General features: G+C 67.4%; 21 protein-coding genes. All 21 read right to left on the minus strand.

Going from position 1 to position 26,125, the window contains the following annotated elements; translation table 11 throughout:
• The 21 genes from FHR04_RS01195 to FHR04_RS01295 all read right to left on the minus strand — a co-directional run bounded on the left by FHR04_RS01195 (position 1) and on the right by FHR04_RS01295 (position 26,076).
• The gene (locus FHR04_RS01195; protein ID WP_139400110.1) at positions 1-2,343 is read right to left on the minus strand and encodes a glycoside hydrolase family 15 protein; all 2,343 of its coding nucleotides are present in this window, start codon (positions 2,341-2,343) and stop codon (positions 1-3) included.
• A 124-nt stretch (positions 2,344-2,467) separates the two neighbouring features.
• On the minus strand, positions 2,468-4,351 hold the full coding sequence (locus tag FHR04_RS01200) for a glycoside hydrolase family 15 protein (RefSeq protein WP_139400112.1): 1,884 nt from the start codon (positions 4,349-4,351) through the stop codon (positions 2,468-2,470).
• Complete coding sequence (locus FHR04_RS01205; RefSeq protein ID WP_139400114.1) at positions 4,348-4,734, minus strand: sensory rhodopsin transducer; 387 nt, start codon at positions 4,732-4,734, stop codon at positions 4,348-4,350. The genes FHR04_RS01200 and FHR04_RS01205 overlap by 4 nt, the downstream gene beginning before the upstream one ends.
• Positions 4,735-4,796: 62 nt before the next feature.
• A complete protein-coding gene (locus FHR04_RS01210) occupies positions 4,797-7,394 on the minus strand; it encodes a GMC family oxidoreductase (protein WP_139400116.1) in 2,598 nt (865 codons plus the stop codon).
• Positions 7,384-7,857, minus strand: coding sequence for a hypothetical protein (locus FHR04_RS01215; protein ID WP_139400118.1), 474 nt, complete (start codon positions 7,855-7,857; stop codon positions 7,384-7,386). The genes FHR04_RS01210 and FHR04_RS01215 overlap by 11 nt, the downstream gene beginning before the upstream one ends.
• Positions 7,841-8,239, minus strand: a complete 399-nt coding sequence (locus tag FHR04_RS01220; RefSeq protein WP_139400120.1) for a hypothetical protein — start codon at positions 8,237-8,239, stop codon at positions 7,841-7,843. The genes FHR04_RS01215 and FHR04_RS01220 overlap by 17 nt, the downstream gene beginning before the upstream one ends.
• Entirely contained in the window at positions 8,223-9,233 is a 1,011-nt protein-coding gene (locus FHR04_RS01225) for an SDR family oxidoreductase (RefSeq protein ID WP_139400122.1), read from the minus strand. The genes FHR04_RS01220 and FHR04_RS01225 overlap by 17 nt, the downstream gene beginning before the upstream one ends.
• Complete coding sequence (locus FHR04_RS01230; protein WP_139400124.1) at positions 9,230-10,342, minus strand: enolase C-terminal domain-like protein; 1,113 nt, start codon at positions 10,340-10,342, stop codon at positions 9,230-9,232. The genes FHR04_RS01225 and FHR04_RS01230 overlap by 4 nt, the downstream gene beginning before the upstream one ends.
• On the minus strand, positions 10,335-12,167 hold the full coding sequence (locus FHR04_RS01235; protein WP_139400125.1) for a thiamine pyrophosphate-requiring protein: 1,833 nt from the start codon (positions 12,165-12,167) through the stop codon (positions 10,335-10,337). The genes FHR04_RS01230 and FHR04_RS01235 overlap by 8 nt, the downstream gene beginning before the upstream one ends.
• 219 nt (positions 12,168-12,386) lie before the next feature.
• Entirely contained in the window at positions 12,387-13,832 is a 1,446-nt protein-coding gene (locus FHR04_RS01240; RefSeq protein WP_249038910.1) for a cytochrome b N-terminal domain-containing protein, read from the minus strand.
• Positions 13,829-14,383, minus strand: coding sequence for a QcrA and Rieske domain-containing protein (locus FHR04_RS21270; RefSeq protein WP_249038911.1), 555 nt, complete (start codon positions 14,381-14,383; stop codon positions 13,829-13,831). The genes FHR04_RS01240 and FHR04_RS21270 overlap by 4 nt, the downstream gene beginning before the upstream one ends.
• On the minus strand, positions 14,380-14,757 hold the full coding sequence (locus tag FHR04_RS01250; RefSeq protein ID WP_249038912.1) for a hypothetical protein: 378 nt from the start codon (positions 14,755-14,757) through the stop codon (positions 14,380-14,382). Before FHR04_RS01250 ends, FHR04_RS21270 begins: the two co-directional genes overlap by 4 nt.
• Positions 14,741-15,232, minus strand: a complete 492-nt coding sequence (locus tag FHR04_RS01255) for a cytochrome c oxidase assembly protein (RefSeq protein WP_139400128.1) — start codon at positions 15,230-15,232, stop codon at positions 14,741-14,743. Before FHR04_RS01255 ends, FHR04_RS01250 begins: the two co-directional genes overlap by 17 nt.
• On the minus strand, positions 15,229-15,870 hold the full coding sequence (locus FHR04_RS01260; RefSeq protein ID WP_249038913.1) for a cytochrome c oxidase subunit 3: 642 nt from the start codon (positions 15,868-15,870) through the stop codon (positions 15,229-15,231). Before FHR04_RS01260 ends, FHR04_RS01255 begins: the two co-directional genes overlap by 4 nt.
• A complete protein-coding gene (ctaD, locus tag FHR04_RS01265) occupies positions 15,860-17,554 on the minus strand; it encodes a cytochrome c oxidase subunit I (protein ID WP_139400129.1) in 1,695 nt (564 codons plus the stop codon). The genes FHR04_RS01260 and ctaD overlap by 11 nt, the downstream gene beginning before the upstream one ends.
• On the minus strand, positions 17,551-18,552 hold the full coding sequence (gene coxB / locus FHR04_RS01270) for a cytochrome c oxidase subunit II (protein ID WP_139400131.1): 1,002 nt from the start codon (positions 18,550-18,552) through the stop codon (positions 17,551-17,553). Before coxB ends, ctaD begins: the two co-directional genes overlap by 4 nt.
• 960 nt (positions 18,553-19,512) lie before the next feature.
• Complete coding sequence (locus tag FHR04_RS01275; RefSeq protein WP_139400133.1) at positions 19,513-21,870, minus strand: acylase; 2,358 nt, start codon at positions 21,868-21,870, stop codon at positions 19,513-19,515.
• A 135-nt stretch (positions 21,871-22,005) separates the two neighbouring features.
• Entirely contained in the window at positions 22,006-23,307 is a 1,302-nt protein-coding gene (gene dacB, locus FHR04_RS01280; protein ID WP_170213801.1) for a D-alanyl-D-alanine carboxypeptidase/D-alanyl-D-alanine endopeptidase, read from the minus strand.
• Between the two features lie 185 nt (positions 23,308-23,492).
• Positions 23,493-24,299: an HAD family hydrolase gene (locus FHR04_RS01285; protein ID WP_139400137.1), complete on the minus strand. Its 807-nt coding sequence runs from the start codon at positions 24,297-24,299 to the stop codon at positions 23,493-23,495.
• Positions 24,296-25,165, minus strand: coding sequence for a carbohydrate ABC transporter permease (locus FHR04_RS01290; RefSeq protein WP_211344160.1), 870 nt, complete (start codon positions 25,163-25,165; stop codon positions 24,296-24,298). The genes FHR04_RS01285 and FHR04_RS01290 overlap by 4 nt, the downstream gene beginning before the upstream one ends.
• Positions 25,165-26,076, minus strand: coding sequence for a carbohydrate ABC transporter permease (locus FHR04_RS01295; protein ID WP_139400139.1), 912 nt, complete (start codon positions 26,074-26,076; stop codon positions 25,165-25,167). The genes FHR04_RS01290 and FHR04_RS01295 overlap by 1 nt, the downstream gene beginning before the upstream one ends.
• Positions 26,077-26,125: the final 49 nt, after the last annotated feature.

The following is a 26,125-nucleotide window of genomic DNA, read 5'->3' on the forward strand; positions in this document are numbered from 1 at the left end:
TCAGCCGCGCAAGACGACCCGGTGGTCGCGGCCTTCCCAGCCGTCTTCAAACCGTCGGGTGAAATTCAACGCCGACTGGTTCGACAACTCCTGCGCCGTGAACTCCACGCGCCACAATCCGAAGACGCCGGCCTGTGCCCCGCGCTCCTGCACGCTGTCCCAGGCGTCCGCCGCCCCGAATCCACAGTGCAGGGTAAAGGGGCGGGTGTCTTCCACCCGCAGGGCGAGGCCGGCGGGCAGCTCGAAGGCGGGGGCGTCGGTGCGCCAGAAACGAATTTGGGGGACAGGCTTACCCGCCAGATACCGCTCCTGCACGGCCCGCAGCGCCTCATAAGGCTGGCCGTGTTCGCGCGCCCACAGGAGTTTCAGGTACTCGGCGTGCGCCCACACCAATGGCATGGCGCTGCCCGCCGGTTTGCCCGGCTGAAACCGTCTGGTAGGAGGCGCGTCCCAGACCTGTTCGGGAAACAGGCCGCCGGGGCCGCTCGAATGCAGCATGGCATCGATGTAGGGTTGCGGCGACTCGCCCGCGAGCAGCGCCAGATGCCCGCGCTCGCCGGCCAGCAGCGGCCACGCCCGGCCAATGCCCTGGCCCAGGTACGGGCCGCCGTCCGCCGTGTTGCCGTACCCGTCGTGCTGGTAGCGGTAGTACAGCGGGCCGGCCGGCGAGTCGTAACGCAGTTCGCCGTCCACCACTTTCAGGGTATCGAGAATGCGCCGGTCGTCGGCGCGGCGCAGCCCCACGCGCACCAGATAGCCGAAATCCAGACTGACCAGTGCGCCTGCCTGCACTTTCAGGCCAGCGGTGTTGGCAAGGGGCACCTCCTGCCGCCCAGGCTGCGGGCCGGCCTGCGGCGCGATGCGGATGTAGTACCCGTCCACACCGTACTGTCCGGCCAGCGGGGCGTCGTCACCGGTCACATAACACCAGCCGTCCAGGCGGGCGTTCCAGTCGTCGGCCAGGGCCAGGGCGTAGTCGGCCTCCTCCGCGTCCAGCCACGGCCCGGCGGCCACCAGCGCGGCGATCATCAGGCCCAGGGTGTAGGCGGTGACGCCGCTGTTCTCCTCCCAGCGGTCTTCCTGGCTGACCGGGCCGTTGCGGGCCAGGTAGCCGGCCGCCCGCCGCGCGGCCCAGGTCAGGGCCTCGGGGCGCAGGGCCGTGTCCAGCCCCAGTTCGCGCAGTTTGCCCATCAGCAGCAGCACGAAAGCCGTCTCGTCGAGCTGATCGCCCGACCAGTACGGCTCGCCGTTGGGATACAGATTCTGAGGCCAGTGGCCGTCCGGTGATTGGCAGGCCAGCAGGTAGTTCAGGCTGCGCAGGGTGTCGTGCGGCTGCCCTGCCGCCAGCAGTCCGGTGGCGGCCTCCACCATGTCGCGCGGCCAGACCAGGTGGTAGCCGCCCAGGTCACTGTGGGCCTGTCCGAACGGCACGCTCAGGCTGGCCACAATCGCTCCCGAGAAGTCGCTGCCCTCGTGAACGCGGATGACCTGCGCGCTCAGGCGGGCGCGGGCGCGTTCCTCGTCCCCTCCCGCCGGCAGGCGCAGGCGGCCCGTCCAGGTCTGCCACGCTTTCAGGAATTCAGCGCGTTGCTGCGGGTAGGGGCGCTGAAGGCTGCCGCGCGCATGAATCGCCGCGCCGCCCGCATGCCGCGCGAAGGCCATCGCCAGGGTGCCGCGACTTTCCTTCAGCTCGCCGGTCAGCGCCACGTTGCCGCCCTCGGCCCGCGCGTACTGCCAGGTCATGCCGCCGTGCTGGTGAAAGTCCTGCCAGCCGTCGCTGACCCCCACGAAGCCGGCACTCATGGCGCCGAAGCCGCCGCTGCAGGACAGCGCCAGTGCCGCGTCGTCGCGCGTGGCGTACAGCATGCCGTCCTGCACCCAGGCGGTGTTGTTCTGGCCGCAGTCGGCCAGGTGCGGGGCCAGCAGCGCGTATAGCGTGCCGCCGCCCTCCAGTGCGTAGTCGATCAGCAACGAATCGTTCTCGATGGACGGCATGATTTCCAGCCGCAGACGGAAGGTCGGATCATCTGCCAGACGGTGTTCCACGCCGATCAGCGGCCCGTCCTCGCAGGGGGTCAGGATATAGATGCAGTCGCGCTTTACGTCCACCCAGCCGTCCGGGGTCCCCACGAGAAAGGTCAGGTCGCGCACCTGGGGATCGCCGCTGGACGGCCAGTACACCTCGTTGACCACCCCGAAACCCACCGCCGCGCGCACCCGCCCCCCGCCCAGCGCGCCGGTCACGGCGTCCTTGGCGCTGCTGGTCCAGGTGGGGGGCACGCCAGGGCGGCCCGGCGCTTCGGGCGCCTGGGGGTCCGGATGAATCGGGCTGACGGGCGTCATGGGAACGGCGTGGGCAGCAGAGGGCGGGGGCCAGCAGCTTCGTGGGACATCAGGGGATCACTTCCTTGGGTGGAGACACTGGGGTGAAGGCATTGGGGAGAAGCGCTGGGAGGGAGGCAGGGCGTCAGCCCATCTGCTGGCTCTTGCCCCGTCCGCTCAGCGGCTGGCCGGAGCCGTGTCCGGCTGTTTCCGCTGTCAGCTTGCCCTGCGCGTCTTGCAGGTAAGCCAGCGCGTTGATCAGGCCGACGTGGCTGTACGCCTGCGGGAAATTGCCCAGCAGGTGCTGACCGTCGGGCGTGATTTCCTCGGCCAGCAGGCCCAGCGGCGAGACGTGCCCGATCAGCTCGTCCAGGTGCTGCCGGGCCAGCTCCACCTGACCGCACAGCGCCTCGGCGCTGATCAGCCAGAAGCTGCACAGAAGGAAGTACCCCTCCTGGCCGCCCAGGCCGTCGTCGGTGGTGTAGCGCCGCACCAATGCGCCGTCGGCCAGGTGTTGGCGCACCGCCTCCAGCGTGCCCAGCACCCGCGGGTCGTCCGGTGGCAAAAACTCCATGACCGGGATCATCAGCGCGGTGGCGTCCAGCGCCGTGCCGCCGAAGGTCTGGGTAAAGCTGTTCAGCTCGGGATTGAAGCCTTTGTCCAGAATGGCCCCCCGCACGGCGCCCCGCTCCCTCTTCCAGCGCGGCGGCACCGTGCGCCCGCACTGCTCGCCCATCCGCACCGCGCGGTCGAGCGCCACCCAGCACATCAGTTTGCTGTAGGTGTGGTGCTGCCCTGGCTTTCGCGCCTCCCAGATGCCCTTGTCGGGCTTGCTCCACAGCCCGCACACCGCGCCGGCCAGCCCGCTGATCTCCTGCCACACGGCGTCCTCCATTTCCGTCTGGCCGACGCGCAGCCCGTCGAAGTAGGCCGAGATCACCTCGCCGTACACGTCCAGTTGCCGCTGGTTGCGTGCCCCATTGCCCACGTGAACCGGGCGTGAACCCCGGTAGCCCGCAAGCTTCAGGGAGCGTTCCGGGGGCACCGGCATTCCGGCGACGGTGTAGGCAATCTTGAGCTGTCGGGGGCTGGCGCGCCGGCTGGCCCGCTGAAACCACTTCAGCAGATCGGCGGCCTCCTCGCGGTGGCCCAGATGGTGCAGCGCCTGGGCCGTGAAGGTGCTGTCGCGCAGCCAGCAGTAGCGGTAGTCCCAGTTGCGGCTGCCCCCCAGCACCTCGGGCAGCGACGTGGTGGCCGCCGCCACGATGCCCCCGTCCGGTGCGCTCAGCAGCTTGAGGGCCAGCGCCGAGCGCTGTTCGAGTTCGCGGTGGGGATGATCGCCCAGCGTGCGCCGCGTCTGCCCCGCCGCCAGCCAGTTCGTCCAGGTGCGGTGGGTGTCGGCCAGGCACTCGGCCAGCACTTCCGGCTCCAGGTGCAGCGGTTGCTCGGCGACGGCAAACCACGCCTCCTCGCCGGGCGACAGCGTGAAATGCGCCTGGGCGGCGTGCCTGTCAGGGACGTGAGGCTGGCTGCCCCACAGAAACCAAGACTGCTGGCCCCGTGTAAACCGCAGGCCGCCCTCCTCTTCTCCCAGCCTGGCGGCCTGCCCGTAGCCTGGACGCGGCGCGAAATCCGAGGTGACGGCAGTGGCCTGTCCCGCGACCGTCACGCGCCGGATCAGGCGCAGGTGCCCCACGTCGGTTTGCAGCGCGTCGCTGCCCAGCGGCATGAAATCCGTCACGGTGACCGTTCCGCCGGGCACGCTGAACAGCGTGTCCAGCACGTTGCTGCCCGGCCAGTAGCGCTGGGTGCCCAGCCCGGCATGATCCGCTGGCTGGAGCCGCCAGAATCCGGCCCCCGGACCAAGCAGCGCCCCGAACACGCTGGGACTGTCCAGCTGCGGCAGGCACAGCCACGCCACGCTGCCGTCCGCGCCGATCAGGGCGGCGCTGCGCAGGTCACCGATCAGGCCGTAGTGTTCCAGCCACAGCTGTTCGGGGGGACGTGGCCGGGAGGGGCCTGGGGTCATTCGGTGTAGGCGATGGTGCTGAGCAGCGCGTTCTCGGCCTGACGCGAATCCAGCCGGGTGTGCTGCACGATGACCGGCGTGTCCGAGCGAATCACCGAGGCGTAGGCGGTGCTGACCGGAATCGGCTCCGGATCCGTCAGGGTGTTGAAGCGCTGGTGCAGCGTGCGCCGCGCGCCCACGGTCAGCCGGTACGGCCCGATCGGTTCGCGATCTTCGAAGTAGACGGTGAGTTCCACGTGCGCGTCGCGGTCATTGGGATTCAGGATGCAGGCCGCCTCGTGCGACAGCAGCTCCGGTTCGGGGCCGTGGCTCCAGCCGGGAATCCAGCCTTCGGGAATGGCCCAGACCAGTTTGCCGATGTCGGAATTTGGGGATGTGGACATGAATTCTCCTTGAGCGCTGGGGATGATGGGCAGGGTTCTCTGCTTTCTGTCTTGTCCGGCCCCTACCCCACCGGCCCGAACAGTTCCGCCCGGTCTTTCTGGCGTCTGGGCTGCGGCGTGGGCTGATCGTCCGGCACCTGATTGCGGCTGAAGCGCTCGCCCAGCCGCGAACTCAGGGCCATGATGGTCAGCGCGGGGTTGGCGCTGCCCTGGGTGGGACAGGCGCTGCCGTCGGTCACGAACAGGTTCTCGGTGCCCCAGACCTTGTGGTCCGAATTCACCACGCTGTCCTGGGGGCCAAAGCCCATGCGGTTGCCGCCGATCAGGTGGGCGAAGCGGTCCACGGCGATGATGTCCTGCGCCCCGGACTGCTCCAGCAGCCCCCGGATAAACCGCTTGGCGTAGGCGATGTTCTTCTTGTCGTTGTCGTGCAGCGAGTGGTCAAAGCGGGCCACCGGCAGGCCGTGGTGATCGGTTACGTCTGCCAGCGTCACGCGGTTGTCCGGGTGCGGCAGCAACTCGCACAGGCCCCCCAGGCTGGCCCAGTGGTTGTAGTCGCGCCCGTACTCGCGCAGCGCGTCGCCCCAGTGGCCCTCACCCAGAATGCTGTGCGAGAAACCAATCGGCAGCGGCCCGGTGGTCTGAATCGAGAAGCCGCGCTTGAAGTCCCGGCCCGCGTCGGTCTCGTAGAACTGCTCAGTGCTGACCTCGGGCGGCGGGGCCTTGTAGGTGCGCAGCATCTCGGGAAAGCGGCCCATCACCACCGGCGCGCCCTGCACCATCACGTAGCGGCCCACCTGGTCAAAGCGGTTGCCCACGCCGTCCTCCCAGTCCTTTTGGGCGCTGTTGAGCAGCAGGCGCGGCGACTCGATGGCGTAGCCGGCCACTGCCACCCGTCTGGCCCGCTGACGGCGAATCTGGCCGCCTTTGACGTACTCCACGCCGGTGGCCCGCGCGCCGTCCATCAGCACCCGCAGCGCCGTGCTGTTGGCCCGGATTTCCGCGCCGTGCTCGATGGCGTCGGGAATGTGGGTGACCAGCGGGCTGCCCTTGGCATTCACCTTGCAACCCTGCAGGCAAAAGCCCCGGTAGATGCAGTGCGGGCGGTTGCCGAAAGTGCCGTTGGCGATGCCCACCGGACCGACGCGCATGGCCATGCCGAATTTACCGGCCCCGACGATCAGCCGCTCCGCCGCGCCGCTGATCGGGTGCGGGCTGTGGGTGTAGCGGTGGACGTGGCCCCACGGCCAGTCCTGCCCGGCGGCGGGCAGTTCGGTCTCGCAGGCCTCGTAGTGGCGCGTCACGTCCCAGTAACTGATGGGCCAGTCGGCCCCCACGCCGTCCAGCGACTGCGTCATGAAGTCCGACGGGTGAAAGCGCGGCACGTACCCCGCGTAATGCACCATGCTGCCGCCGACGCCGTGGCCGCTGTTGTTCTTGCCCAGCGCCACCGGATCGTTGCCGCCGATGATGCGTTTGCCGTTCCAGTAGATGTGGTGCGAGGCCGCCTCGTCGCTGACCCAGTCGGCATCGGGATCCCAGAAGGGGCCGCCCTCCAGCACCACCACCCGCCAGCCCACGCGGGCCATGCGCTGCGCCAGCACCCCGCCGCCCGCGCCCGCGCCGACGATCAGCAGATCCACCTCGTCGTCGTCGGCATAGCGCCGCATGTTCTCCTGCGGCACGGCCCGCCTGTGGACATGCAGCAGGCGGAAGCTGTCGTTCTCCCGCGGCTGAATGGCCCCCTTCAGCAGCCGCTTGTAGCTGTTGGCCCGGAACGGGCGGGGGTTGGCGGCGAGTTCGGCCGCCACTTGTGCGGCGCGGGCGGCCTCCGTCTTGAGCCAGTCGAGGTTGACCGGCTCCTCGGCCCTGACCTTGCTGCCCAGATGGGCCTCGTTGTCTTTCAGCAGGGCGGCATCGATGTCGCGTGTTTCCGGCTTCTCCCACGGTTCGCGCTGATCGCCGTCCTCGTCCAGCGCCATGCCCAGCCGCATGTAACCGCGCGGGTAGGCCGGGCCGCCGAAGCCAATCTCGTTCCAGGCCCACGGGTGGCTGTAATACCCTTCCAGCAGGTCACCCGCGATGACTTGGAAGGCCCGCACGACGTTCATGCCGGCCCAGGCGCCGCCCCGCAGCCGGCCATCCATGAAGTCGCTCAGGATCGCGGCCTGGACTTCGGTGGGGGCCTCGGCATAGTCGGCGGCCCCGCGTGCCTGCGCCGTCTCGTCCAGCCCCGCCGCCGAGCGCCGCCACGTCTCCTGCTCGCTGGGCAGGTCATCGTACTGGTAGCCGTTGACGCCGCCGCCGCGCGCTGCCGCCAGCTTGGCGTCCACATGCGCCAGCACGTCCACTTTTGGCGCGCTGTGCTGGGCCAGCAGCACGTCCGAGAAGGCGCTGAGCGTGCGCCACTCGTCCGCGCTGAAGAACTGCGGCTCGCCGTAAGGCTCCAGCCGCTTCAAGACCACCCGGCGCGTCACCTCGTCCCAGGCGTCCTCTTGCGAGAGGATGTCGAAATCGGGGTAGCGCCCGTGCATCTGCGGCGTCACGCCGGCACGCTGGCGCGGCAGGTACGCCGGATCGGGCGCCTGGCCGCCGCGCCGCTTGGGCAGGTGATCTGCCGAGCGGAAGGGGGAAACGTCAGGACGCGTCTTAGTCGTCATCTTCGCCCTCACGCCGCACCAGCGAGGCCAGCAGGCCCATGCCGCCCACCATCGCGAACAGCCCCGGCGCGATCACCGGCGGCCCCATCACCAGGTTGTAGGCCGCGAAGCGCCAGCCGCCCGGCTTGCGGGCCACGCCGCGGGCGTGCATCACCAGCCCCACCGCCCCGGTCAGCATGTACAGCAGCGAGGCGGCGGGCAGCGCCGTTTTCGCCGCCCGCCGGCTGAAGATGCCCGCGATGCCGGCGGCCACGATCGGCGGCGTGACGATGATCGGAGACCACATCACGCGGTTGCCAAAGCTCCCCTTGTAATGCTCGTAGTACACCTCGGCGCACACCAGCAGGGCGCTGACCGCCGTGACCCCGGCCATGCTCCGCTCGAACCGCCCGTGGTTCACGTCGCGCAGGATGACCTTCACGTCGTTTTCCAGCCGTTGTTCCAGCCTAGTCATCTGCGTCATCTGACCTCCACAGCGCCGCCGTGCTCACCGCGCTCGCGCCCAGCGCCACCAGGCACCAGCCGCACAGTTGCTTCTTCTTGAGGTACGTGCCGCCTGAACGCGACACGGCGTACAGCAGGTCAAGGCCCACCTTGTATTTCGCGAGCGAACTGCCGCGCGCCACCAGCAGCAGCGTCAGCGCGTAGCTGCCCAGGCCCAGCGGCCCGTCCGGCAGGCCCAGCACCTTGCTGGCCTCGGAGGTGGTCAGCTTGTTGGATTGAAACACCTTGCCCGGCAGCTCCGGCAGGTGGTGAATCAGATCAAGCTGGCGCGCGCTGATGACCGCCAGCGAGGCCAGCGCCGTGACGGTGGCGACAGTGGCAACTTTATTTGCGGAGCGCACGGCTCAACCCCCAGACGCCTGCCGCCGCCACCGCCAGCGCCCCGGCGAACAACGCGCGGTGCTCGTCCAGCGGCAGCTGCCAGCTGGTGGTCCTGGCCCTGTCGTCGAACCGTCCGTGCATGCCCCAGTCCCGGTCGTCGTCCAGCGGGTGGAACATGTTGTCGGGCGCGTCTGCGGGCTGGGCCTGACCCGTCATCTGGCCATTGATGCCGGTCTTTGCCAGATACCAGTCGCCCACGGCGGGCAGAATGTTGTTGCCCCACACCGCCACCCACGTCGACGCGCCCACCAAGATCTCACGGCGTCCGGTGTCGGCGGCGTACAGGATGGCGGCGGCGGGAATCTCGGGCTGGAAAATCGGCGGCACGGGCTGGGCCTTGCGCGGCATGCGCGTCCTAAGCCAGTCGAACTGCGGCGTGTTGATGGCGGGCATCTGCACCATGCTGACCGTGACTTTGCTGTTCTCGCTCAGGAGTTCGGCCCGCAGCGAGTCGCAGAAGCCCTGGATGGCGTGCTTGCTGCCGCAGTACGCGCTTTGCAGGGGAATGCCCCGGTACGCCAGCGCCGAGCCGAACTGGATGATCCGCCCCGAATCGCGCGGCAGCATCCGCCGCAGGGCCGACAGCGTGCCGTAGACGAAGCCCAGGTAATTGACCTCGGTGACGCGTTTGTATTCCTCCGGCTTCATGTCCTTGACGTAGCTGAACACCCCGGTCATGGCGACGTTGACCCACACGTCGATGGGGCCGAGTTCGGTTTCGATGCGTTCGGCGGCCGCCTCCACCGCGTCGGCGTCGGCCACGTCGCACGGCACGACGAGGGCCTGGCCGCCCGCCGATTCCACCTCGGTTTTCGCGCCTTCCAGCCCGGCCCGGCCGCGTGCGATTAACGCCACGGTGTCGCCACGCTTGCCGAACGCCACGGCCACCGCGCGGCCCGCCCCGGCACTGGCGCCCGTGACGACAACGATTCTCGGTCTTTTACTTCTGGTCATGATGACCTCCATTCGCTCTGTAGATAGGATTGGGCCTCCGCCGCCTTGAACGTCAGGCCCAGGCCCGGCTGGCTGCGGTCTGGGTAAAGAGAGCCGTCCCTGAGTTCGGGAACGCCGTCAAAGAACATGCTTTCAATGCGGATGTGGTCAAAGAAATACTCCACGTTCACCACGTTAGGCAGCGCGGAGGCCAGTGAGGCGTGCAGGGCCGGGGCGGTGTGGGCGCTTAAGGGAACATTCGCGCCCTGGGCCTGGGCCGCCGCGTTCAGAAAGCCCGTTGCGCCGCCGCAGCGCGTGCCGTCGGCCTGCAGGGTGTCCACTGCCCCCGCCGCCAGCAGGTGATGAAAGTCGGTGGGCGTATAGCCGTACTCACCCGCCGCGATCTGCATGCCGCCAGGGCCACGGTCTCGCAGCAGCCGCAGCCCCGCCAGATCGTCGCTGGAGATGGGCTCCTCGAACCACGAAACGTTCAGATCGGCAAATTTCTCGGCGAAGCCCAGCGCCTGCTTGCGGCTGTAGGCACCGTTGGCGTCCACGAACAGCGCCACACCGTTGCCGATGGCGGCGCGGGCAGCCTGGACGCGCTTCAGGTCATTTTCGGGACGGCTGCCAATTTTCATCTTGACGGCCTTGAGGCCCTGCTGTGCCCAGCCGCCGAGCTGCTTTTCCAGCTGTTCAATGCTGTAGCTGGTGAAGCCGCCGCTGCCGTAGGCCATCACGCTCTGGCGTGCGCCGCCCAGCAGCTGCACGAGGGGGACGTCCAACAGCCGCGCCTTCAGATCATGCAGCGCCACGTCCACCGCCGAGATTGCGCCCGCCACAATGCCCGGCCAGCCCAGGTTGCGGACGGCCCCGGCCATCGTCCAGAAGTGGCGCGCCGTGTCCAGCGCGTCCTGGTCCTGCACGAGCGGCCACAGCGTGCGCTGAACCACCCCGGCGGCCGCCGCGTCGGCGTAGGCGTAGCCCAGCCCGGTTTTGCCGCCCGCCTCCACCGTCACGATCAGGACGCCGGTGCTGTCCCAGCGGGCGGTGCCGTCCGTCTCGGCCTCAGCCAGCGTGGGGACGCTATAGGCTCGGACGGACAGCCGCGTGACCCGGGCGTCATTCATCTTTTTCTTTCTCGTCCTGCCCGATGTGCAGCGCGCCCTTGACCCGCGAGACGCCCTCGGTGACCAGCGCCTTGGCCGAGTCGACGATCACGTTGCCCTCCTCCGGGTCACCCTTGAGCAGCGCCTTGGCCGTGTTGACCGCGTATTCCAGGCTGATGTGCGCGGGAAGCGGCGGCACGTTCTTGCTGGTGTAGGCGTCGATCAGGGTCACGCCGCGGTGCGCGAAGGCCTCGTCCCAGGCGGCCCCCACGTCGTCGCCCTTCTTCAGTCGGATGCCCTTGAACCCCAGCAGCTCGGCGTACCCGGCGTAGTCCACGCTCTGCACGTCCTGCGAGCCGTCCCACAGCGGGTTGCCGTCCTCGGTGCGCATCTCCCACGACACCTGCTCCAGATCGTCGTTGTGCAGCACCAGGATGATGAACTGCGGGTTGTCCCAGCCGTCCATGTACTTCTTAATGGTGATCAGCTCGTTCATGCCCAGCATCTGGAACGCGCCGTCGCCGATGGTGCAGATCACCGGGCGTTCGGGGTAGGCGAATTTGGCCGCCGTGGCGTAGGGCATGGCCGCCAGCATGGTGGCCAGCAGCCCCGACAGGTCACCCATCATGCCGCGCCGCAGCCGGATGTGGTGGCCGTACCAGTCGGCGGTGGTGCCCGCGTCGCAGGTGACGATGCTCTGCGGAGGCAGCCGCCGGTTCAGCTCGTGAAAGACCAGACGGGGGTTGAGTTTCTCGTATTCCGTCTCGGCCTGCGCGGTCATCTCCTGTTCCCACTCCACCATGCCCCGGCTGACGCCCTGCTGCCACTCCAGATCGGTGGTGGCCTCCAGGTAGGGCATCAGCGCCGTCAGCGTGGCCTTCACGTCGCCCCACAGGTTCAGCTCGGTGGGGTAGCGCAGGCCCATCTGCTCGGGTTTGAGATCCACCTGAATCGCCCGCGCCTGTCCGGTCTTGGGCAGGAACTGCGCGTAGGGGTAGTTGGTGCCCAGCAGCAGCAGGGTGTCGCAGTCCTTGATCATCTCCAGGCTGGGCCGTGAGCCCAGCAGGCCCAGTTGCTGGGTGTGGTACGGCACGTCACTGGGCACCACCTGCTTGCCGCGCAGGGCCGTGATAATGCCCGCGCCGGTCAGTTCGGCCACCTTCAAGACCTCGTCGGTGGCTCCGTTCGCGCCGTGGCCCACCATCAGCACCACCTTCTTGCCGGCGTTCAGGATGGCGGCGGCCTTTTTCAGTTCCTCGTCCGGCGGCGTGATGGCCGTGGACGGCGCCACGGCGCTGCTGCGCGAGACCCAGTGTTCGCGGCCCGGCTGCTGCATGTCCATGCCCTGAACGTCGTGCGGCAGGATGATCACGGCGGGGGCCAGCCGGGTGCGGGCGGTGCGGAAGGCGGTGTCCACCACGGCCTGCGCCTGTTCGGGCGACACGATGGTCTGCACGTAGCACGCCACGTCGGCGAACGTGCGTTCCAGATTGTTTTCCTGCTGCGTGAAGGTGCCCAGCGAGTTCAGCCCCTGCTGCCCCACGATGGCCACCACCGGCTGGTTGTCCATCTTGGCGTCGTACAGGCCGTTGAGCATGTGGAAGCCGCCGGGGCTGGAGGTGGCGATGCACACCCCCACCTCGCCGGTGAACTTGGCGTGCGCGGTGGCCATCAGGGCGCAGATTTCCTCGTGGGTGGGCCGGACGTATTTCAGGCCCTCACCCTGGCGGTCGGCGCGGCCCAGCGCACCGTCAAATTCCCCGATGCCGTCGCCGGGAAAGCCGAAGACGCGGGTGACGCCCCACTGCTGAATGCGGTCAATCACAAAATCGCTGACGTTGGTCATGCTCTTCCTCCATCGATTCCGGCTGGAATCACTGTATTTACGGGCCACCCTTTAAGTTCTGAGCAGCGAGACTTGCTTCCGGTGACCGTTTCGGGCCATCACAGGCAATACACAAAGGCTACTCCTAAAATTGACTCTAAACTTGAAGATGAATAAAGTTTATCGGTTTTATATCGCTTCTCTGAGATTTATTGAGGTAAATCTGCGGCCGTTGCGATATCAGTGGCGAGTTTCAAGGAAATTCACCAGGTCGCGCAGTTGATCCGTGGTGAGCACCCCGGCGTACGGCGGCATGCTGGCCGCGCCGTTCTGAATGCGCCAACTGAGCTGATCCCGGGTCAGCCGTTCCCCGATCTCGCTGAGGTTGGGGCCGCGAATTCCGCCCTGACCGTCGATGCGGTGGCACAGGATGCACGACTGGTCATGGAACAGCGCCGCGCCGCGCACCACGCTGGGGACCGTGCTGTTCACCTGCTGCGCGGTCAGCGGCGGCGCGGCGAAACGCGGCAGCCACGGCTCGCGGTAACCCAGCAGCGTCAGACTGAAGATCATCCCGATGGCGACGATCACGATGCCGATGGCCCAGGGACGGCGGCTGGGCGCACGTTCCCCCTTGTTGCTGACCAGCGGCAGCAGGATCAGCCCGGCAATCGCCAGCAGCGGCGCGAGAATGATCATCAGGTTGGTGATGCCGTACGGCCACAGCGCCAGGATCGAGAAGTACCAGATCAGGTACCAGTCGGGCTTGGGATCGGCGTTGATCAGGCTGGGGTCTGGCGGCTTGCTCAGGGCTGGTGCGCCAAATTTCCAGGCCAGGAACACCGTCAGCAGGATCAATGCGCTGCCGAACACCGTATCGCGCCACGCCGCGTCCGGCCAGAATGGCACGCCGTCGCGCCTCACGCGGGCCTGGTACTGCTGCTTGTAGGTGCGCGGATCAACCCGGCGCCCCGGCACCGGCGGCTCGCTGATGCCGTTTCGCAGCACCAGAAAGACGTGCAACCCGATCAATCCGAACAGCAGCGCCGGAAACCAGTAGGTGTGCAGGGCGTACAGCCGCGACAGGGTGGCGGCGTTCAGCGTGTCCCCCGCCATCAGAAAGCGGGCCAGGATCGGGCCCAGCCACGGAAAACGCGACGCCTGCTCCGCACCCACCACCACGCTCCACACGGCGGTCTGATCCCAGCGCAGGGTCTGGCCGGTAAAGGCCATCGCCAGCACCAGGAACAGCATGACCACGCCGCTGATCCACTGCATCTCGCGCGGGTACTTGTAGGCCGCCGTCAGGTACACCCGGATCAGGTGAATGCCCATCATCACCACCATCAGCGAGGCGCCGAAGTAATGCAGCCCACGCACCACGGCCTCGGCGGTGCCAGGGGTAGAAATGCGCTGCAGGCTCTGGTACGCCGTGGCGCTCGACGGTTCGAAGAACATCGCCAGCGTGATTCCGGTGACCACCTGCAGGATGAAGGCGAACAGGGTGGCGCTGCCGAAGACGAAAGCCCACCGGCTGCGCCGGGGCACCCGGTGGCCTGCCACGGCGTTCAGGCGGCTGATCAACCCGGTGCGGTCTTCGATCCAACCGAGAAATAAACCGTAGTGCTTCTCGGTGACGGCGGGCGGCGTATTGTTCGCCTCGTCGATCCTGGCCTGATCGCTCACGACTCCCCCCCCGGCCAGGTCAGCGTGGGCAGCGGCATGGCGGCGCTTTGCAACTGCACCTCCTGGCCCTGGACGCGCACCCCCAGCCGCTGCAGCGGAATGCGCGGCGGCCCGGCCACGTTGACGCCCTCGGCGTCGTAGACCCCGCCGTGGCAGGGGCAGAAGTACAGCCCCGAACCCTCCTGGTGCCGCACCGGGCAGCCCAGGTGCATGCAGACGTTGTGCAGCGCCAGCCAGTCGCCGGGCCGCCGCGTGACGTAGGCGGTGTCCTTTTTGATGTCGCCGCCGTAAGACCGCGCGCCGGGCCGGATAAACGTGACCAGCACGGTCTTGCCGGTGGGAAAGTCGGCCAGCGTGCCGATTCGCTGCCAGCCGCCCCGGCCCCCTTTTTGAAAGGCGGGATCCAGCACCGCCTTGGCCACCGGGTAACCGGCGGCGGCGGCGGCCAGCGCCCCCGAGCCCAGGCTGAGGCCAATCAGCAGCTTGCGGCGGGAGGGTTCCCTGGTCTCGTCCTGGCCGGCAGTTTCAGGACTGACGTGTGTGTCGCTCATGCGTCCTCCTGCGGCCCGCCGTGTGGCGCCGTGGCCTGAAAGCTGTCCCAGGCCCACATTCCGCCGCCCAGCGCCGCCACCAGTGCCCCCAGCACGACGATGCCCAGCGCCGACACCAGCAGCCCCAGCGCGGTGCCTGCCAGCCCGAAGGCCAGCAGCACGGGGGCCAGGGTGGGGCGGGCCTCGGCCATTTCACGCGGGCGCGACCAGCCGGGGGGCAGCAGCACGTCGTCGGGCAGCAGCTGGGGTTCGGGGGCAGGAATGGAGGCGGGTTCGGCCCTCAGCGGGAGGAAGCCCAGCCGCCGCAGCAGCCAGTACACGGGAAAGCCCAGCACCCGCAGCAGCGCGCCCAGCAGATCAGTGGGTCGGTTCATTTCGCGCCTCCGCCGTGCCTAGAAGTTGCATGAAGTGGGAAAAGGCCCCCGCCATCACCACGAAGCCGCCCACCACCCACATCAGCACGCCGCCCAGGGCGGTGTCGTCGGGAGCGGTCATGGCGTAGGCGTCCCGGCTGAAGGTGATGGCCGCGCCCAGCAGCGCGCACGCGGCCATCTGAGACAGCAGGCTTTCCAGGAACATCCCGCCGGGCGTCATCAGCCGGGCGTAGACAGCTGGAAGGTGAACGCCGTAGGTTACGAGGTTGAAGGCCACAAAGGCCAGCGGCCCGCCGACGTTCGGACGCCAGCGCGGAAACGCGAGCACCAGCAGCGGCGCGGCCCCCAGTGACAGCAGCAGGTGCGCGCCCATGTGCAGGCTGAAACTGCCGGGGCGCAGGCCCATGCCGGAGGCGTAGAAGATTGACGCGCCGAGAATGGCCGCACCTGCGCCGATGAGATACGCCTGTCTCATGGCCCACCCCACACGTACAGCAGCAAGAACAGCGCCACCCACACGGCGTCCACAAAATGCCAGTACAGGCCCAGGCCCGCCGTGAAGCCCTCTCTTCCTCGGCCCAAATGGCCCCCGAAGCGCAGCGCGCCCGTCACCAGCAGCGCCAGCGCCCCGAAGGCCACGTGCAGGCCGTGCAACCCGGTCAGGGTGTAGAAGCCGGTGAAGAACAAGTCGGCGTCCACCGTCGCGCCCTGGGCATTCAAGTGGAGGTATTCCTGGGCCTGACCGTACAGGAAGACCAGTCCCAGGGCGGCGGTGAGCAGGTACAGCAGCCCGGACAGTTTCGCCTGCTTCCTGAAGACGTCGGCCAGCACCAGCGCTCCACTCGACGCCCACAGGCCCAGGCTGAACCAGACGGTCGTGCCGGGATCCAACGCGCCCTGCGCCGGCCCCTGCGAGTAGCGCCGCAGGTAGATGTTCGCCACCAGCAGCAGCAGGAAGATCACCGTGTCGGTCACCAGAAACACCGCCATGCCCCAGAAGCCGTTGCTGCGCGGGCTGGCGTCCATGTGCCCGGGCGGCAGCGGCAGCCTGGACACGTCCAGCGCCTGCGACACCCGTGGAATCGGCGGAATGGAGGCGGGATTATCGCTCATGGTTCCTCTCCTCCGGGCGGATGTGGCCCTGCTGGTCATGGCGCGGCGGGCGCTGGTGATCCGGGTCTTCGGGGTGCGCCAGATCCCACAGCGGGCGGCTGGACTTCACCGGCGGCAGGCGCACGAAATTGCCCTTCGGCGGCGGGCTGGTGGTGGCCCACTCCAGCGTCCAGGCCCCCCAGGGGTTGTCGCCCGCAATCCGGCCCAGCCGCCAGCTGATCACGATGTTGATCAGGGTCAGCACCAGCCCCAGGGCCAACACGAAAGCGCTGACGGTGGAAAACAGGTTCAGCGCCCCCCAGCCGGGCAAGTCGGGATAGGTGTAGACGCGCCGGGGCATGCCCATCATGCCCAGGGCGTGCTGCACCAGGAAGACGCCGTTGAAGCCCAGCGTGATCATCCAGAACGCAATCTTGCCGAAACCCTCGGACAGCATGCGCCCGGTCATCTTGGGAAAGTAGAAGTGCAGCCCTGAAAGCAGCGCGAACAGCGTGCCGCCCATCAGGACGTAGTGAAAGTGCGCCACCACGTAGTAGCTGTCGGTCAGTTGCCAGTCGATGGGCAGCACGGCGAAGCTGACCCCGGTGATGCCGCCGAAGGTGAACTGCACGATAAAGGCAATCGCGTACAGCATCGGCACGGTCAGGCGGATGCTGCCCTTCCACAGCGTCGCCACCCAGTTGGTCACCTTGATGCCGGTGGGAATGGCGATCAGCATGGTGCTGGCGGCAAAGGCCAGGTTGACCGGGCGCGCAAACCCCACCGCAAACATGTGGTGGGCGTACACCGCGAAACTCAGGACGGCGATGGCCAGGGTCGACCCCGCCACGAACTTGTACCCAAAAATCGGCTTGCGCGAGAACACCGGGATGACCTCGCTGATGATGCCCCAGGCGGGCAGCACCATGATGTACACCTCCGGGTGCCCGAACAGCCAGAAATAGTGCTGCCACAGCACCGGGCTGCCGCCGCCCTGGAAAAAGCGTCCGCCCAGCGCCCGGTCCACTTCCAGCATGATCAGGGCCGCACTCAGCGAGGGCAGCGCGAAGGCGATGATGAAACTGTTGACGAACACCATCCACGAGAACAGCGGCATCTTCCACAGCCCCATCCCTACGGCGCGGTAACGCACGGTGGTGATGATGATATTCAGGGCGGTCAGGGTGGTGCCCATGCCCATCATCAGCAGGGCGGCGGCCCAGAAATCGGTGCCCAGGCTGGAACTAAAGGGGCGCTCGGACAGCGGCGCGTAGGCGAACCAGCCCGCGTCGGGCGGCCCTTCCAGCAGGCTGAGGTACAGGATGACGCCGCCAAACGCCGTGAGCCAGAAGCCGAAAGCATTCAGACGCGGAAAAGCCATGTCCTTCGCGCCGATCTGCAGCGGCAGCAGGTAATTGGAGAAACCCAGCAGGATCGGCATCACCGCCAGAAAGATCATAGTGGTGCCGTGCAGCGTGAAGAACTCGTTGTAGGTGGTGGCCTGCAGCAGGGTGTTGCCGGGCCGCGCCAGTTGCAGGCGCATCATCAGCACCTCGACGCCGCCGATCAGGAAAAACAGCGCCCCCAGCGCCAGGTACATCATCCCGATGTCCTTGTGATCGGTGGTGGACAGCCAGCGGGTGAAGTTGCGTGGGCGGCTGGCCGGGGCCGGCGCCGTTTCGGTGGGGAGGGGCGCGGTGGTCATTGCAGCGTCTCCAGGTAGGCGGTGAGCTGGCGCAACTGGGCGTCGTTCAGGCGGTAATTGGGCATGCGGACGCCGGGCTTGACGGCCTGCGGATTGTGCAGCCAGCGCCGCAGGTTGTCCGGCGTGTTGTCCAAGACCCCTCCGGCGATGATCCCGCGCGAGGCGAAATGGGTCAGATCGGGGCCGACGGTGCCGCGTGCACCCACGCCGCGTAGTGTGTGGCACTCGCCGCAGCCCTGGCGCACGAACAGCGCCGCGCCGGCCAACGCCTCGGCCTGGGCCGGCGGTGGCGGCGCGGCCTGCTGGGCCTGACGCGCCAGCCACGCCTGAAAATCCTGCGGCGTCTGGGCGATCACCTTGAAGCGCATCCAGGCATGCTGCGCGCCGCAGAATTCAGAGCAGGCCCCCAGGTACGTGCCGGGTTTGTCGGCCTGAATCCACAGCCGGTTGCCCTGGCCCGGAATGGCGTCCATCTTGCGGGCCAGTTGCGGCGCCCAGAAATCGTGGATCACGTCGGCGCTGCCCACCTCCAACAGCAGTTTCTTGCCGGTGGGAATGTGAATCTCGCCCGCAGTGCTGACCACACCCAGGCCCGCCGGATTAGTAGCGCGTGGGTAACTGGCCTCCCAGAACCACTGGTGGCCGGTCACGATCACGTCGGGGGTGCCGTCCTGCCCGGCCTGCGGGTCAATGCGGTTCATGGTGATCCAGGTCAATATAAACAGGAACACTAGGATGCCCCCTGCCATCAGCATCCAGACGACCTCGTCGCGGGCGTTGCCGAAAATCTGGGGCGGCTCGCCCTCCGCGCCGCGGTGCCGGTAGCGCCACACGAAATAGAACGTCAGGCCAGTGACCAGGGCGAAGATCGCCAGCCCGAGTCCCAGGGTCACGTAGGTCAGGGTGGTGATGGGCGCCGCCAGCGGCGAGGCCGGCTGCAACGTGGGCAGGGCGGCGGGCGCGCTGGCCAGGAGGAGGGAGGGCCCCTGCTTTAGCATCTCGCTGCGGCCCTTTCGTGAGGGTGATCACGCCCGCGTTGCACGCTCGGCGGCCACACCTGAACGGCGTGGGGCGGTGCCAGGTGAACGACACCAGAGTCAGACAAGTTGAATCCACCAAGCTGAGCGTGCGTCTCCGCGCCCGGCGGACTGGGCCGCCACTTGATTCCACCCTGGAAAAGACAAGGTCTGGTCACAATCACCCGGGTGGGCGGGGCAGTTGGTTCACCGACAATCATGACCACCTCGGTCTGCTTGAACTGCCCTGCTGCTGTGGGCCTCTGGCACCAGGGTCAACGTCTGGAATGAGAAACGATAGGCCGTTCACTGTCAGTGTCCATCTCAGTGCGGCAGTGCGCTCACCAGCCACCGTGCCACCCAGTGCGTCGTCCTCAGGTGTCAGGACGACGTGGACGGTGAATCGGGCGTGCTGAATAGACTGTTTGGAAATACGTCACCTGGGATCCTCCGCTTTGGATCAGCCGTGCCAGAGTGGCTCCCGATTCAGCTTTTGTCGTATTGCGACATAAAGACTGTAGGTCTGGCGTCAGGTGTTGTCAAATGAATCTTCGGAAAGAACCTTTAAAGGTTTTTCACCGGGCATTTATGATGTGTGGCATCCCGCCCTATCCCGTTCCAGGATTCGGTGCGCGGCACGACAGGGGTCAACACAGGGCCATGGGCGGCGGTGCTCGTGGCAGGGGGCGGGGCCAGCCGCACACCCCAGATGACGCTATGGGTGCGGCCCTGCGCCGGAAGCATGTCTTGTCGGTCCGCAATTTCTTGCTGCGGTCAGTGGTCCGAGTCCATCAGGATGCGCCAAAAGAGACTGTTCGGAAGGGCAGGCGAAGAGGCGTGAGGTGCTCGCCTCTTCGCTCTATTGCCTCTGCTGTCCCCCTACGTCCTGCGAATGCACCACCTTCAGGCCACGCGATACACCACGCTGGAAGCATCTGAATCTTATTCCGAGAGCTTCAGGGTGGTCAGGGCGGGGTCCGCCGCGATGGCCGCCGCCGAGAACGGCAGGGTGACCCAGCGCTTCTGAGAGAACAGGATCGTCTGGTCCGAGTCATGCGGCGAGGCGGGGTTGACGGACTGCGAGTACGTCAGGATGGCCTGCGCCACCGGGCCCGCGTCGTCAAAGGTCACGGTCTGGATGTAACTGGACCCCGACACGTCCTCGTCGACGTAGCCCTGCGGGGTCAGCGGCCCCGGCTCGATCTTGTTCAGCACACCCTCGAACTCCTGCCCACCGTGCAACGGGATGCGCACGCCGCCCCGGGTGACCCCCTGAATTTCCCCCAGAGGCCGGTCTGGGGCGATGTCGTTTTTCGCCAGCAACTGCACAGTCTCGCCCATTGCCTGGAGCAGTTGTGCCCGCACCGCGGGTTGATCCGCAGCCAGGCCCCTGGGCGTGTTCACCGGATCGGCCGCGTCGAAGGGCACGGCGTACACGCCGGGAATAAGACGTGCCCGCTTCCAGAACTCGCGCCAGACGTGCGCGCCCACGCTGGTCAGGTCGCTGCGGCGGTCCCAGACCGCCAGCGCCGCGCAGGCTCCCTGCAGGTCCACCGTCTCGCCCGACTTCAGCCTGACCTTCGGCTCGGCCTGGCACAGCCCCACCGCGTCGTCGGCCAGCAGCAGGCCCGTGAAGTTGCGGTCGCTGAACAGAATCTGCTGCACGTTTTCAGGAGTAAAGGTCTGGCCTGGCAGGCCGTCGGTTCCGTTCAGGCGACGCGCAATCTCGGTCAGACCCATACGGGTGCGCGGGCTTTGCGGCACGTTCACGGCCCCCACGAGGGGATCAAGGGTGTCGAAGCGGGCGTGAGGATTCGCCAGCCACGCGCTGTCGTTGCTGTTGGCCACGTAGTCTTGACGGACCAACGCGGGCATGGCCGCCGGCGCGCGCAGGCCCGGTACTTTGGAAGCCGGGTCCACCGCCCAATCGCACGCGGCCCGGCTGCCGTCCAGCACCGCCACGCCAGCCGCCGCGAACAGCGGCACGAACGGGGGCGGCGTGCACTGGGCCTGCTGGGCCGCCGAAACGTTGGGCGAAGTGGAAATGTCGGCGTAAAAGGCGTGGCCGGCCCGGTCCGCGGCGATGGTGTTGACCCAGGGAATGCCCTGCTCATTCAGGGCCGCGCGCACGCCCGCGACGCTGCTGGCCCGGCCGATGCCCAGCCAGGTGGCGATCATGCGGGTGTTGTCGCGGTTGGCGTCGCGCAGCACGAAGGCGTTCTTGGCCGTCCAGTTCAGCCCGGCCTGCGGCAGGTTGAGCAGCGGGCCGTCCGGGGTGGTGTACAGTACGCGGCCCTGCAGGGTGACGCCCTTCTCGCCCCCCACCTCCACCACCACCGTGCGCGGGTGGATCGGCCTGCTCACGCCGTCCTTGAGGTAGCGCAGCGGGTTGCCGGGATCGAGCTGCAGCGCCGACACCGTGAAGCGCTTGTCGGTGGAGACGGTGTGCGTCCAGGCCACGTCCCGGTTGAAGCCGATGTTGATCACCGGCATGCCGCCCAGGCTCGCGCCCATCACGTCCAGTTGCCCCGGAATGGTGACGTGCAGCTCGTAGAAGCGGTTGGTGGTCTGCCAGGGAAAGTGCGGGTTGCCCAGCAACAGGCCACGTCCGTTTTCGGTGGCCTGCGCTCCCAGGGCCCAGCCGTTGCTGCCGATGGGCAGTTGGTTGAGCTGGTGTGTGGCGTCGAAGGCCGCCAGATCCACCGCTGGCAGGCCCGAGGTCTTGCCAGGTTGCGGGGGCGCGGTGTTGGCCAGTGCTGTCACGAACGAGCCGGCACTCGCCTGGATGGCCTTTTCCTCCAGCATGCGCATCACGTCGTCCTCGGAGATGGGCTGCACCCATGCGGCGTTGCGGCAGGCCTCGGGCCGCTGCTCCGGAGGTGTGTCGCGCAGGTAACGGTTGTAGCCCGCCGCGTAGCCTGCCATCAGTTTCAGGTGCTCTGCTGGGCCGGCCGCGTAGCCCCGGCGTAGCGCGGTCAGGTCGATCATGGATTTGAAAAAGAAGTCGCTGTCGAGGTTGCTCACCGTCTGAAAGCCGACCACCGTGGTCCCCTGCGCGCCCAGATATTTGGAGCGCACGCCGCGCACGGTCAGGATCTGGTCGGCCAGCAGGCACAGGTTGTCCTGCGCGTAGGCGTAGCCCGCCCCGTAACCGACGCTGCCCAGGTCCGCGCCCAGGATGTGTGGAATGCCGTAGGCGGTGCGCTGGATCTGCACCTGGTACGGCGCGGCCACGGCGCTGCCCAGCAGCAGAGGGGCGAGCACCTGAAGGGCGCGGTGGGACCGAAGGAAAGTACGCATAGTCAGGAGTCCTTTTGAAAGCGGGGGAGTGTGGAACGGGCGTTCAGTGATGAACTGTCAGCGTATGGCTCCGCCGGTCAGGACCGGGCGTGCTGAACCTTGACGTGTCTCTCAGACTGGCCCGCTGGCGCAGGGTCAGTATCTAACTGCCAGGCTCTTGAGCAGTTCGTCCTGCCAGCGGTTCAGGTCGCTGACGCCCGCCGGGTAGTTGTCCATCATTATGGTGAAGACCAGCAGCCGCCCGCTTTTTGCCGTGAGGAAACCGCTGAGGCTGGACACGCCCGTCATGCTGCCCGTCTTGGCACGCACATCCAGGCCAGTCTCCTTCAGCCGGTTGCGGAGCGTGCCGCCGTTCGCCTTGGCGTCCGGGGTGGCGTCCCCGGTCCCGGCCACTGGCAGGCTCTCGATAAAGACGTTCTGTTTTGTCCTGAAGGCTTCGGGGGGCGGCAGTGTGGTGCCCAGGGGGTTGAGGTAGGCGTAGCGCATCACGGCATTCAGTTGCCGGGGTGTGATCAGGTTGTAGCGGCTCAGGCCACTGCCGTCGCGCAGGCGGTAGCCGTCATCCTCCACGCCGGCCGTCTTCAGGAAAGTGGCGAGGACTGCCGAGACGCGGGTCTCGTCGCTGGATTCACCGCCCTGGCCCAGGCCCAGCGCGGCGCGCAGCTGCTCGGCGTAGATGTTGTTGCTGGGCTTGTTGGTCTGGCGCACCAGATCGGCCAGTGGCGCGGACTGCACCCTGGCCACCTGCCGGTCCCCGGTGGTGGCCCGGGCGCGCGTGACTATCCCGGATACCGTCACGCCGCTGCCCTTCAGCAGGGCCGCGAAGCGCTGGCCCACGCTCAGGGCCAGGCTGGCGGGATCGGTCAGCAGGGCCGGGTTGGGCTGAATGCCCTCCTTGGCCTCATCCCCGCCCACCACCAAGCGCAGGTAGGTGGCGTCGTCCCCGTCAAGCCGCAGCGCCCCCACCGGGGACTCGGTGTCGTCCCACATCCAGCCGTTGCCCCAGCGGGCCTGGCCGAAGGCGAAGTCGTCGATTTGCAGAGTATCGACAGTCTTGATGCCCGAGGCCGCCACCGCTTGGGCCAGCTCCTCCAGCGAGTTGCCCGGCCCCTGCCCGCGCAGCGTGGGGTCCCCGCTGCCGCGCAGGGTCAGGCGCTCCACCCGGCCGCCGATGACCGGCGAGGCCAGCACGTGGGTCTTGAAGGTGAACGCCCCGCCCAGGGTGTACAGGGCCGCCGCCGTCGTGACGGCCTTGGTGGTGCTCGCGGGCGTGAAGGCGTCCTGATCGTTCAGGGCCAGCAGCGTCTCGCCGGTCCCGGCGTCCTGTACCAGCACGCCTGCGTGGGCGCGAAAGGCGGCCGGCGTGCCGTCGGCTTTCAGGGGTCCGCGTTGCAGGACGGCGGCAGGGTCACTCTGGGCGGCGGCAAAAGAAGTCACGGTCAGGGCGAGCATAAGGAAAAAAGAACGTGGGTGGCTGGGCATGGGGCAGGTCTCCTTGTTGGTCTTGCTGAATGGAGGCGGGCACAAGCGTCTGGATGCCTGTGGTCGCAGCGCGCGCGCGTGAAGGACATGAAAAACAACGCCGGACGGCGCTCAGTTCTTGGAAACCTGGGAAATGTGGCTCAGGTGAGCTGCTCGACGATCGCCCGGGCCCCGTCCAACACGTTGCGCACCGCCACCCAGGGCGTGAGCAGCGCCGCCGTGGCTTCCGGGTGGTGGCGCAGGTAGATGGCCCGGTCCTGCATCTCGCCAAAGAAGGTGGAGAAGTCGGGGTTAGCCAGCGCCTCGCCCGCCACCACAGGATCCGGTCCCGGCAACTCGGGCACGACCCACACCGCCCGGACCCCTGCCAGGTTGGCCCCGAGAACGTCGTGCTCCAGCGTGTCGCCCACGTGGGCCAGTACCTCGCCGACCGCATGGAACAGCTCTGGCTGGGGTTTGGCGTACCCGTGGGCCTCGGGCGACTCCAGATCGTCGAACAGTGGGGCCAGGCCGAGCGCCTCCAGGACCGGCCACTGGTAGCGGCGGTAGCCGTTGGTCAGGGCCACGGTGCGCAGCCCGCGCTCCCGCAGCAGGTGCAGGGCCTGATGGGCCCCGGGCAGCGCGTGGACGTGGCCCTGCGCCGAGCCCTCTTCCACCAGGCGGGTGACGTCTGGCAGACCGCTGACACCGTAGGCCTCAGCCACCACGCCGTAGATCTCGTCCCAGTGGTAGGCCGCCACGAAGTCTCGGCGGTCCATGCGCCGCTGCCACTCTGCGCTGATGGCCCCGCGCAGCTCCCGGTGCGCGGCAGCGCGCTCGCGGCCGGCCAGTCTCGCACTGCGCTCCAGGTGGCCCAGCACGGTGGGCACCACGTAGCTGCCGAATGGATTCTGGATCAGGACGCCGTCGAGATCGAGTGTCACGGTGGATTTCGCCTGACCGCTCATCCCTTCACTGCCCCTACCGTGGTGCCGCGCAGGAAGTACTTCTGGCTACTGAGGAAAACGATGATGATGGGGACAGCGGCCAGCAGCGCGCCGGCCATGTGAACGCCGTAGGACAGCGGCACCTCCTCGCGCAGCAGCACCAGGCCCACCTGCAGGGTGCGCATCTCGGCCGAGCGCGTGATGATCAGCGGCCACAGGAAACTGTTCCACTGCGCGATGAAGGTGATGATGCCCAAGAAGGCCAGGCCCGGCTTGACCAGCGGGAGAATGATGCGGGTAAAGATCGTGAATTCGTGCGCGCCGTCCACCCGCGCCGCGTCGATCAGGTCGCTGGGCAGCGTCTGGATGAACTGTTTCATCAGGAAGACGCTGTAGGGACTGGCCAGGGCCGGCAGGATCAGTCCGGCGTAGCTGTCCACCAGGCCCAGGCGGCTGCTCATGATGAACAGCGGCACCAGGATGACCTGGAAGGGCAGCATCATGGACAGGATGTACAGCCAGAAAAGGCTTTTGGAGCCCCGGAAGGACACCTTGGCAAAGGCGTAGGCCGCCATGCTCGCGGTGAACAGCTCAAAGACTGTGACCACCGACGCCACGATGGTGGTGGTGCTCACCCAGCGCCAGAAGTTCGGGCGGCCCAGGACCTCCTGGAAGTTCTGAAAGTCCGGGTTCTTCGGCCACAGGTCCGGTGGGAATTTGACGGTCAGCGCCGACGGGGTCAGGGCCGTGACGACCATCCAGTACAACGGCACCAGGGTCAGCAGCGCCAGCCCGACCAGCAGGGCGATCATCACCACGGTGCCGGTGGGCGTGGGGCGGGCCGGGTGGTCGGCGTCGACCATCAACGGGACTCGGCGGGTGGCCATCAGTACTCGACGCTCCTTCCCAGCCATTTGAACTGCACGGCGGCCAGCACGAAGGTAAACAGGAAGAGGATCATGGCCTGCGCGGACGCCGTGCCCAGCTGGAACTGCACGAAGGCCGTCTCGTAGATCAGGTAGACCACGGTGGTGGTGGAGAACTGCGGGCCCCCCTGGGTCATGATGTAAACGCTCTCAAACACCTGGAAGGTGTTGATGGTGCCCGTGACCACCAGGTACAGCAGGGTGGGCTGAATCAGCGGCACAATGACGTTGCGGAACACGCCCAGCCTGGACGCGCCGTCGAGTAGGGCCGTCTCATACAGCTCCCTGGGAATGCGCGCCAGCGCCGCCGAGAGCAAAACGATACTCGAACCACCGCCCATCACCACATGCATGAAGATCAGGGCGGGCAGGGCCGTGCTGGTGTTGCCCAGCCACGCCACCGAATCAAGGCCCAGCAGGTTGAGCAGGGCGTTGAGCAGCCCGAAGGTGGGGTTGAAGATCCACAGCCAGACCAGCGAGATGATGACGCCCGAAGTGACGCTCGGCAGGTAAAAGGCCGACTTGAAAAAGGTCTGGGTGAACTTGCTCAGGGGATCAAGCAGGTACGCGATCAGCAGCGCCTTGCCCAGCCAGAACAGCACCACGAAGAAGGTGTAGACGGCCGTGTTCCTGAGGGCGACGCCGAACAGCGGATCGGCGAAGACCGCCCTGAAGTTGTCCAGCCCTACGAACCGCTGACTGCCTGGCAGATACTCCATGAACGCCAGCGCCACCGCGCCGGCGACGGGAATCAGGAAGAACGTGAAAAAGAAGATGAAGTTGGGCAGGATAAACAGGTAGGCCGTGATGGTCTGCGCCCGGCGCCACTGCCCGCCTGGACGGCTGGCCGGCGTGATGCGCGCCTTGATCATGGACGCCCTCCACAAAAGCGCCGTCCTGGCCTGTGCGGTGACCGGGACG

The organism is Deinococcus radiopugnans ATCC 19172, from assembly GCF_006335125.1.
In the GTDB taxonomy this organism is placed as follows: Bacteria; Deinococcota; Deinococci; order Deinococcales; family Deinococcaceae; genus Deinococcus; species Deinococcus radiopugnans.

What these genes read in the sequence shown, in the direction of transcription:
- FHR04_RS01250 (WP_249038912.1), bottom strand. Translation starts at nt 14,757, where the DNA reads ATGAACCGACCCACTGATCTGCTGGGCGCGCTGCTGCGGGTGCTGGGC.
- FHR04_RS01195 (WP_139400110.1), bottom strand. Translation starts at nt 2,343, where the DNA reads ATGACGCCCGTCAGCCCGATTCATCCGGACCCCCAGGCGCCCGAAGCG.
- FHR04_RS01275 (WP_139400133.1), bottom strand. Translation starts at nt 21,870, where the DNA reads ATGCGTACTTTCCTTCGGTCCCACCGCGCCCTTCAGGTGCTCGCCCCT.
- FHR04_RS21270 (WP_249038911.1), bottom strand. Translation starts at nt 14,383, where the DNA reads ATGAGCGACACACACGTCAGTCCTGAAACTGCCGGCCAGGACGAGACC.
- FHR04_RS01230 (WP_139400124.1), bottom strand. Translation starts at nt 10,342, where the DNA reads ATGAATGACGCCCGGGTCACGCGGCTGTCCGTCCGAGCCTATAGCGTC.
- FHR04_RS01215 (WP_139400118.1), bottom strand. Translation starts at nt 7,857, where the DNA reads ATGACGCAGATGACTAGGCTGGAACAACGGCTGGAAAACGACGTGAAG.
- FHR04_RS01295 (WP_139400139.1), bottom strand. Translation starts at nt 26,076, where the DNA reads ATGATCAAGGCGCGCATCACGCCGGCCAGCCGTCCAGGCGGGCAGTGG.
- FHR04_RS01225 (WP_139400122.1), bottom strand. Translation starts at nt 9,233, where the DNA reads ATGACCAGAAGTAAAAGACCGAGAATCGTTGTCGTCACGGGCGCCAGT.
- FHR04_RS01200 (WP_139400112.1), bottom strand. Translation starts at nt 4,351, where the DNA reads ATGACCCCAGGCCCCTCCCGGCCACGTCCCCCCGAACAGCTGTGGCTG.
- FHR04_RS01205 (WP_139400114.1), bottom strand. Translation starts at nt 4,734, where the DNA reads ATGTCCACATCCCCAAATTCCGACATCGGCAAACTGGTCTGGGCCATT.
- FHR04_RS01210 (WP_139400116.1), bottom strand. Translation starts at nt 7,394, where the DNA reads ATGACGACTAAGACGCGTCCTGACGTTTCCCCCTTCCGCTCGGCAGAT.
- coxB (WP_139400131.1), bottom strand. Translation starts at nt 18,552, where the DNA reads ATGCTAAAGCAGGGGCCCTCCCTCCTCCTGGCCAGCGCGCCCGCCGCC.
- FHR04_RS01260 (WP_249038913.1), bottom strand. Translation starts at nt 15,870, where the DNA reads ATGAGCGATAATCCCGCCTCCATTCCGCCGATTCCACGGGTGTCGCAG.
- FHR04_RS01235 (WP_139400125.1), bottom strand. Translation starts at nt 12,167, where the DNA reads ATGACCAACGTCAGCGATTTTGTGATTGACCGCATTCAGCAGTGGGGC.
- FHR04_RS01290 (WP_211344160.1), bottom strand. Translation starts at nt 25,165, where the DNA reads ATGGCCACCCGCCGAGTCCCGTTGATGGTCGACGCCGACCACCCGGCC.
- FHR04_RS01285 (WP_139400137.1), bottom strand. Translation starts at nt 24,299, where the DNA reads ATGAGCGGTCAGGCGAAATCCACCGTGACACTCGATCTCGACGGCGTC.
- ctaD (WP_139400129.1), bottom strand. Translation starts at nt 17,554, where the DNA reads ATGACCACCGCGCCCCTCCCCACCGAAACGGCGCCGGCCCCGGCCAGC.
- FHR04_RS01255 (WP_139400128.1), bottom strand. Translation starts at nt 15,232, where the DNA reads ATGAGACAGGCGTATCTCATCGGCGCAGGTGCGGCCATTCTCGGCGCG.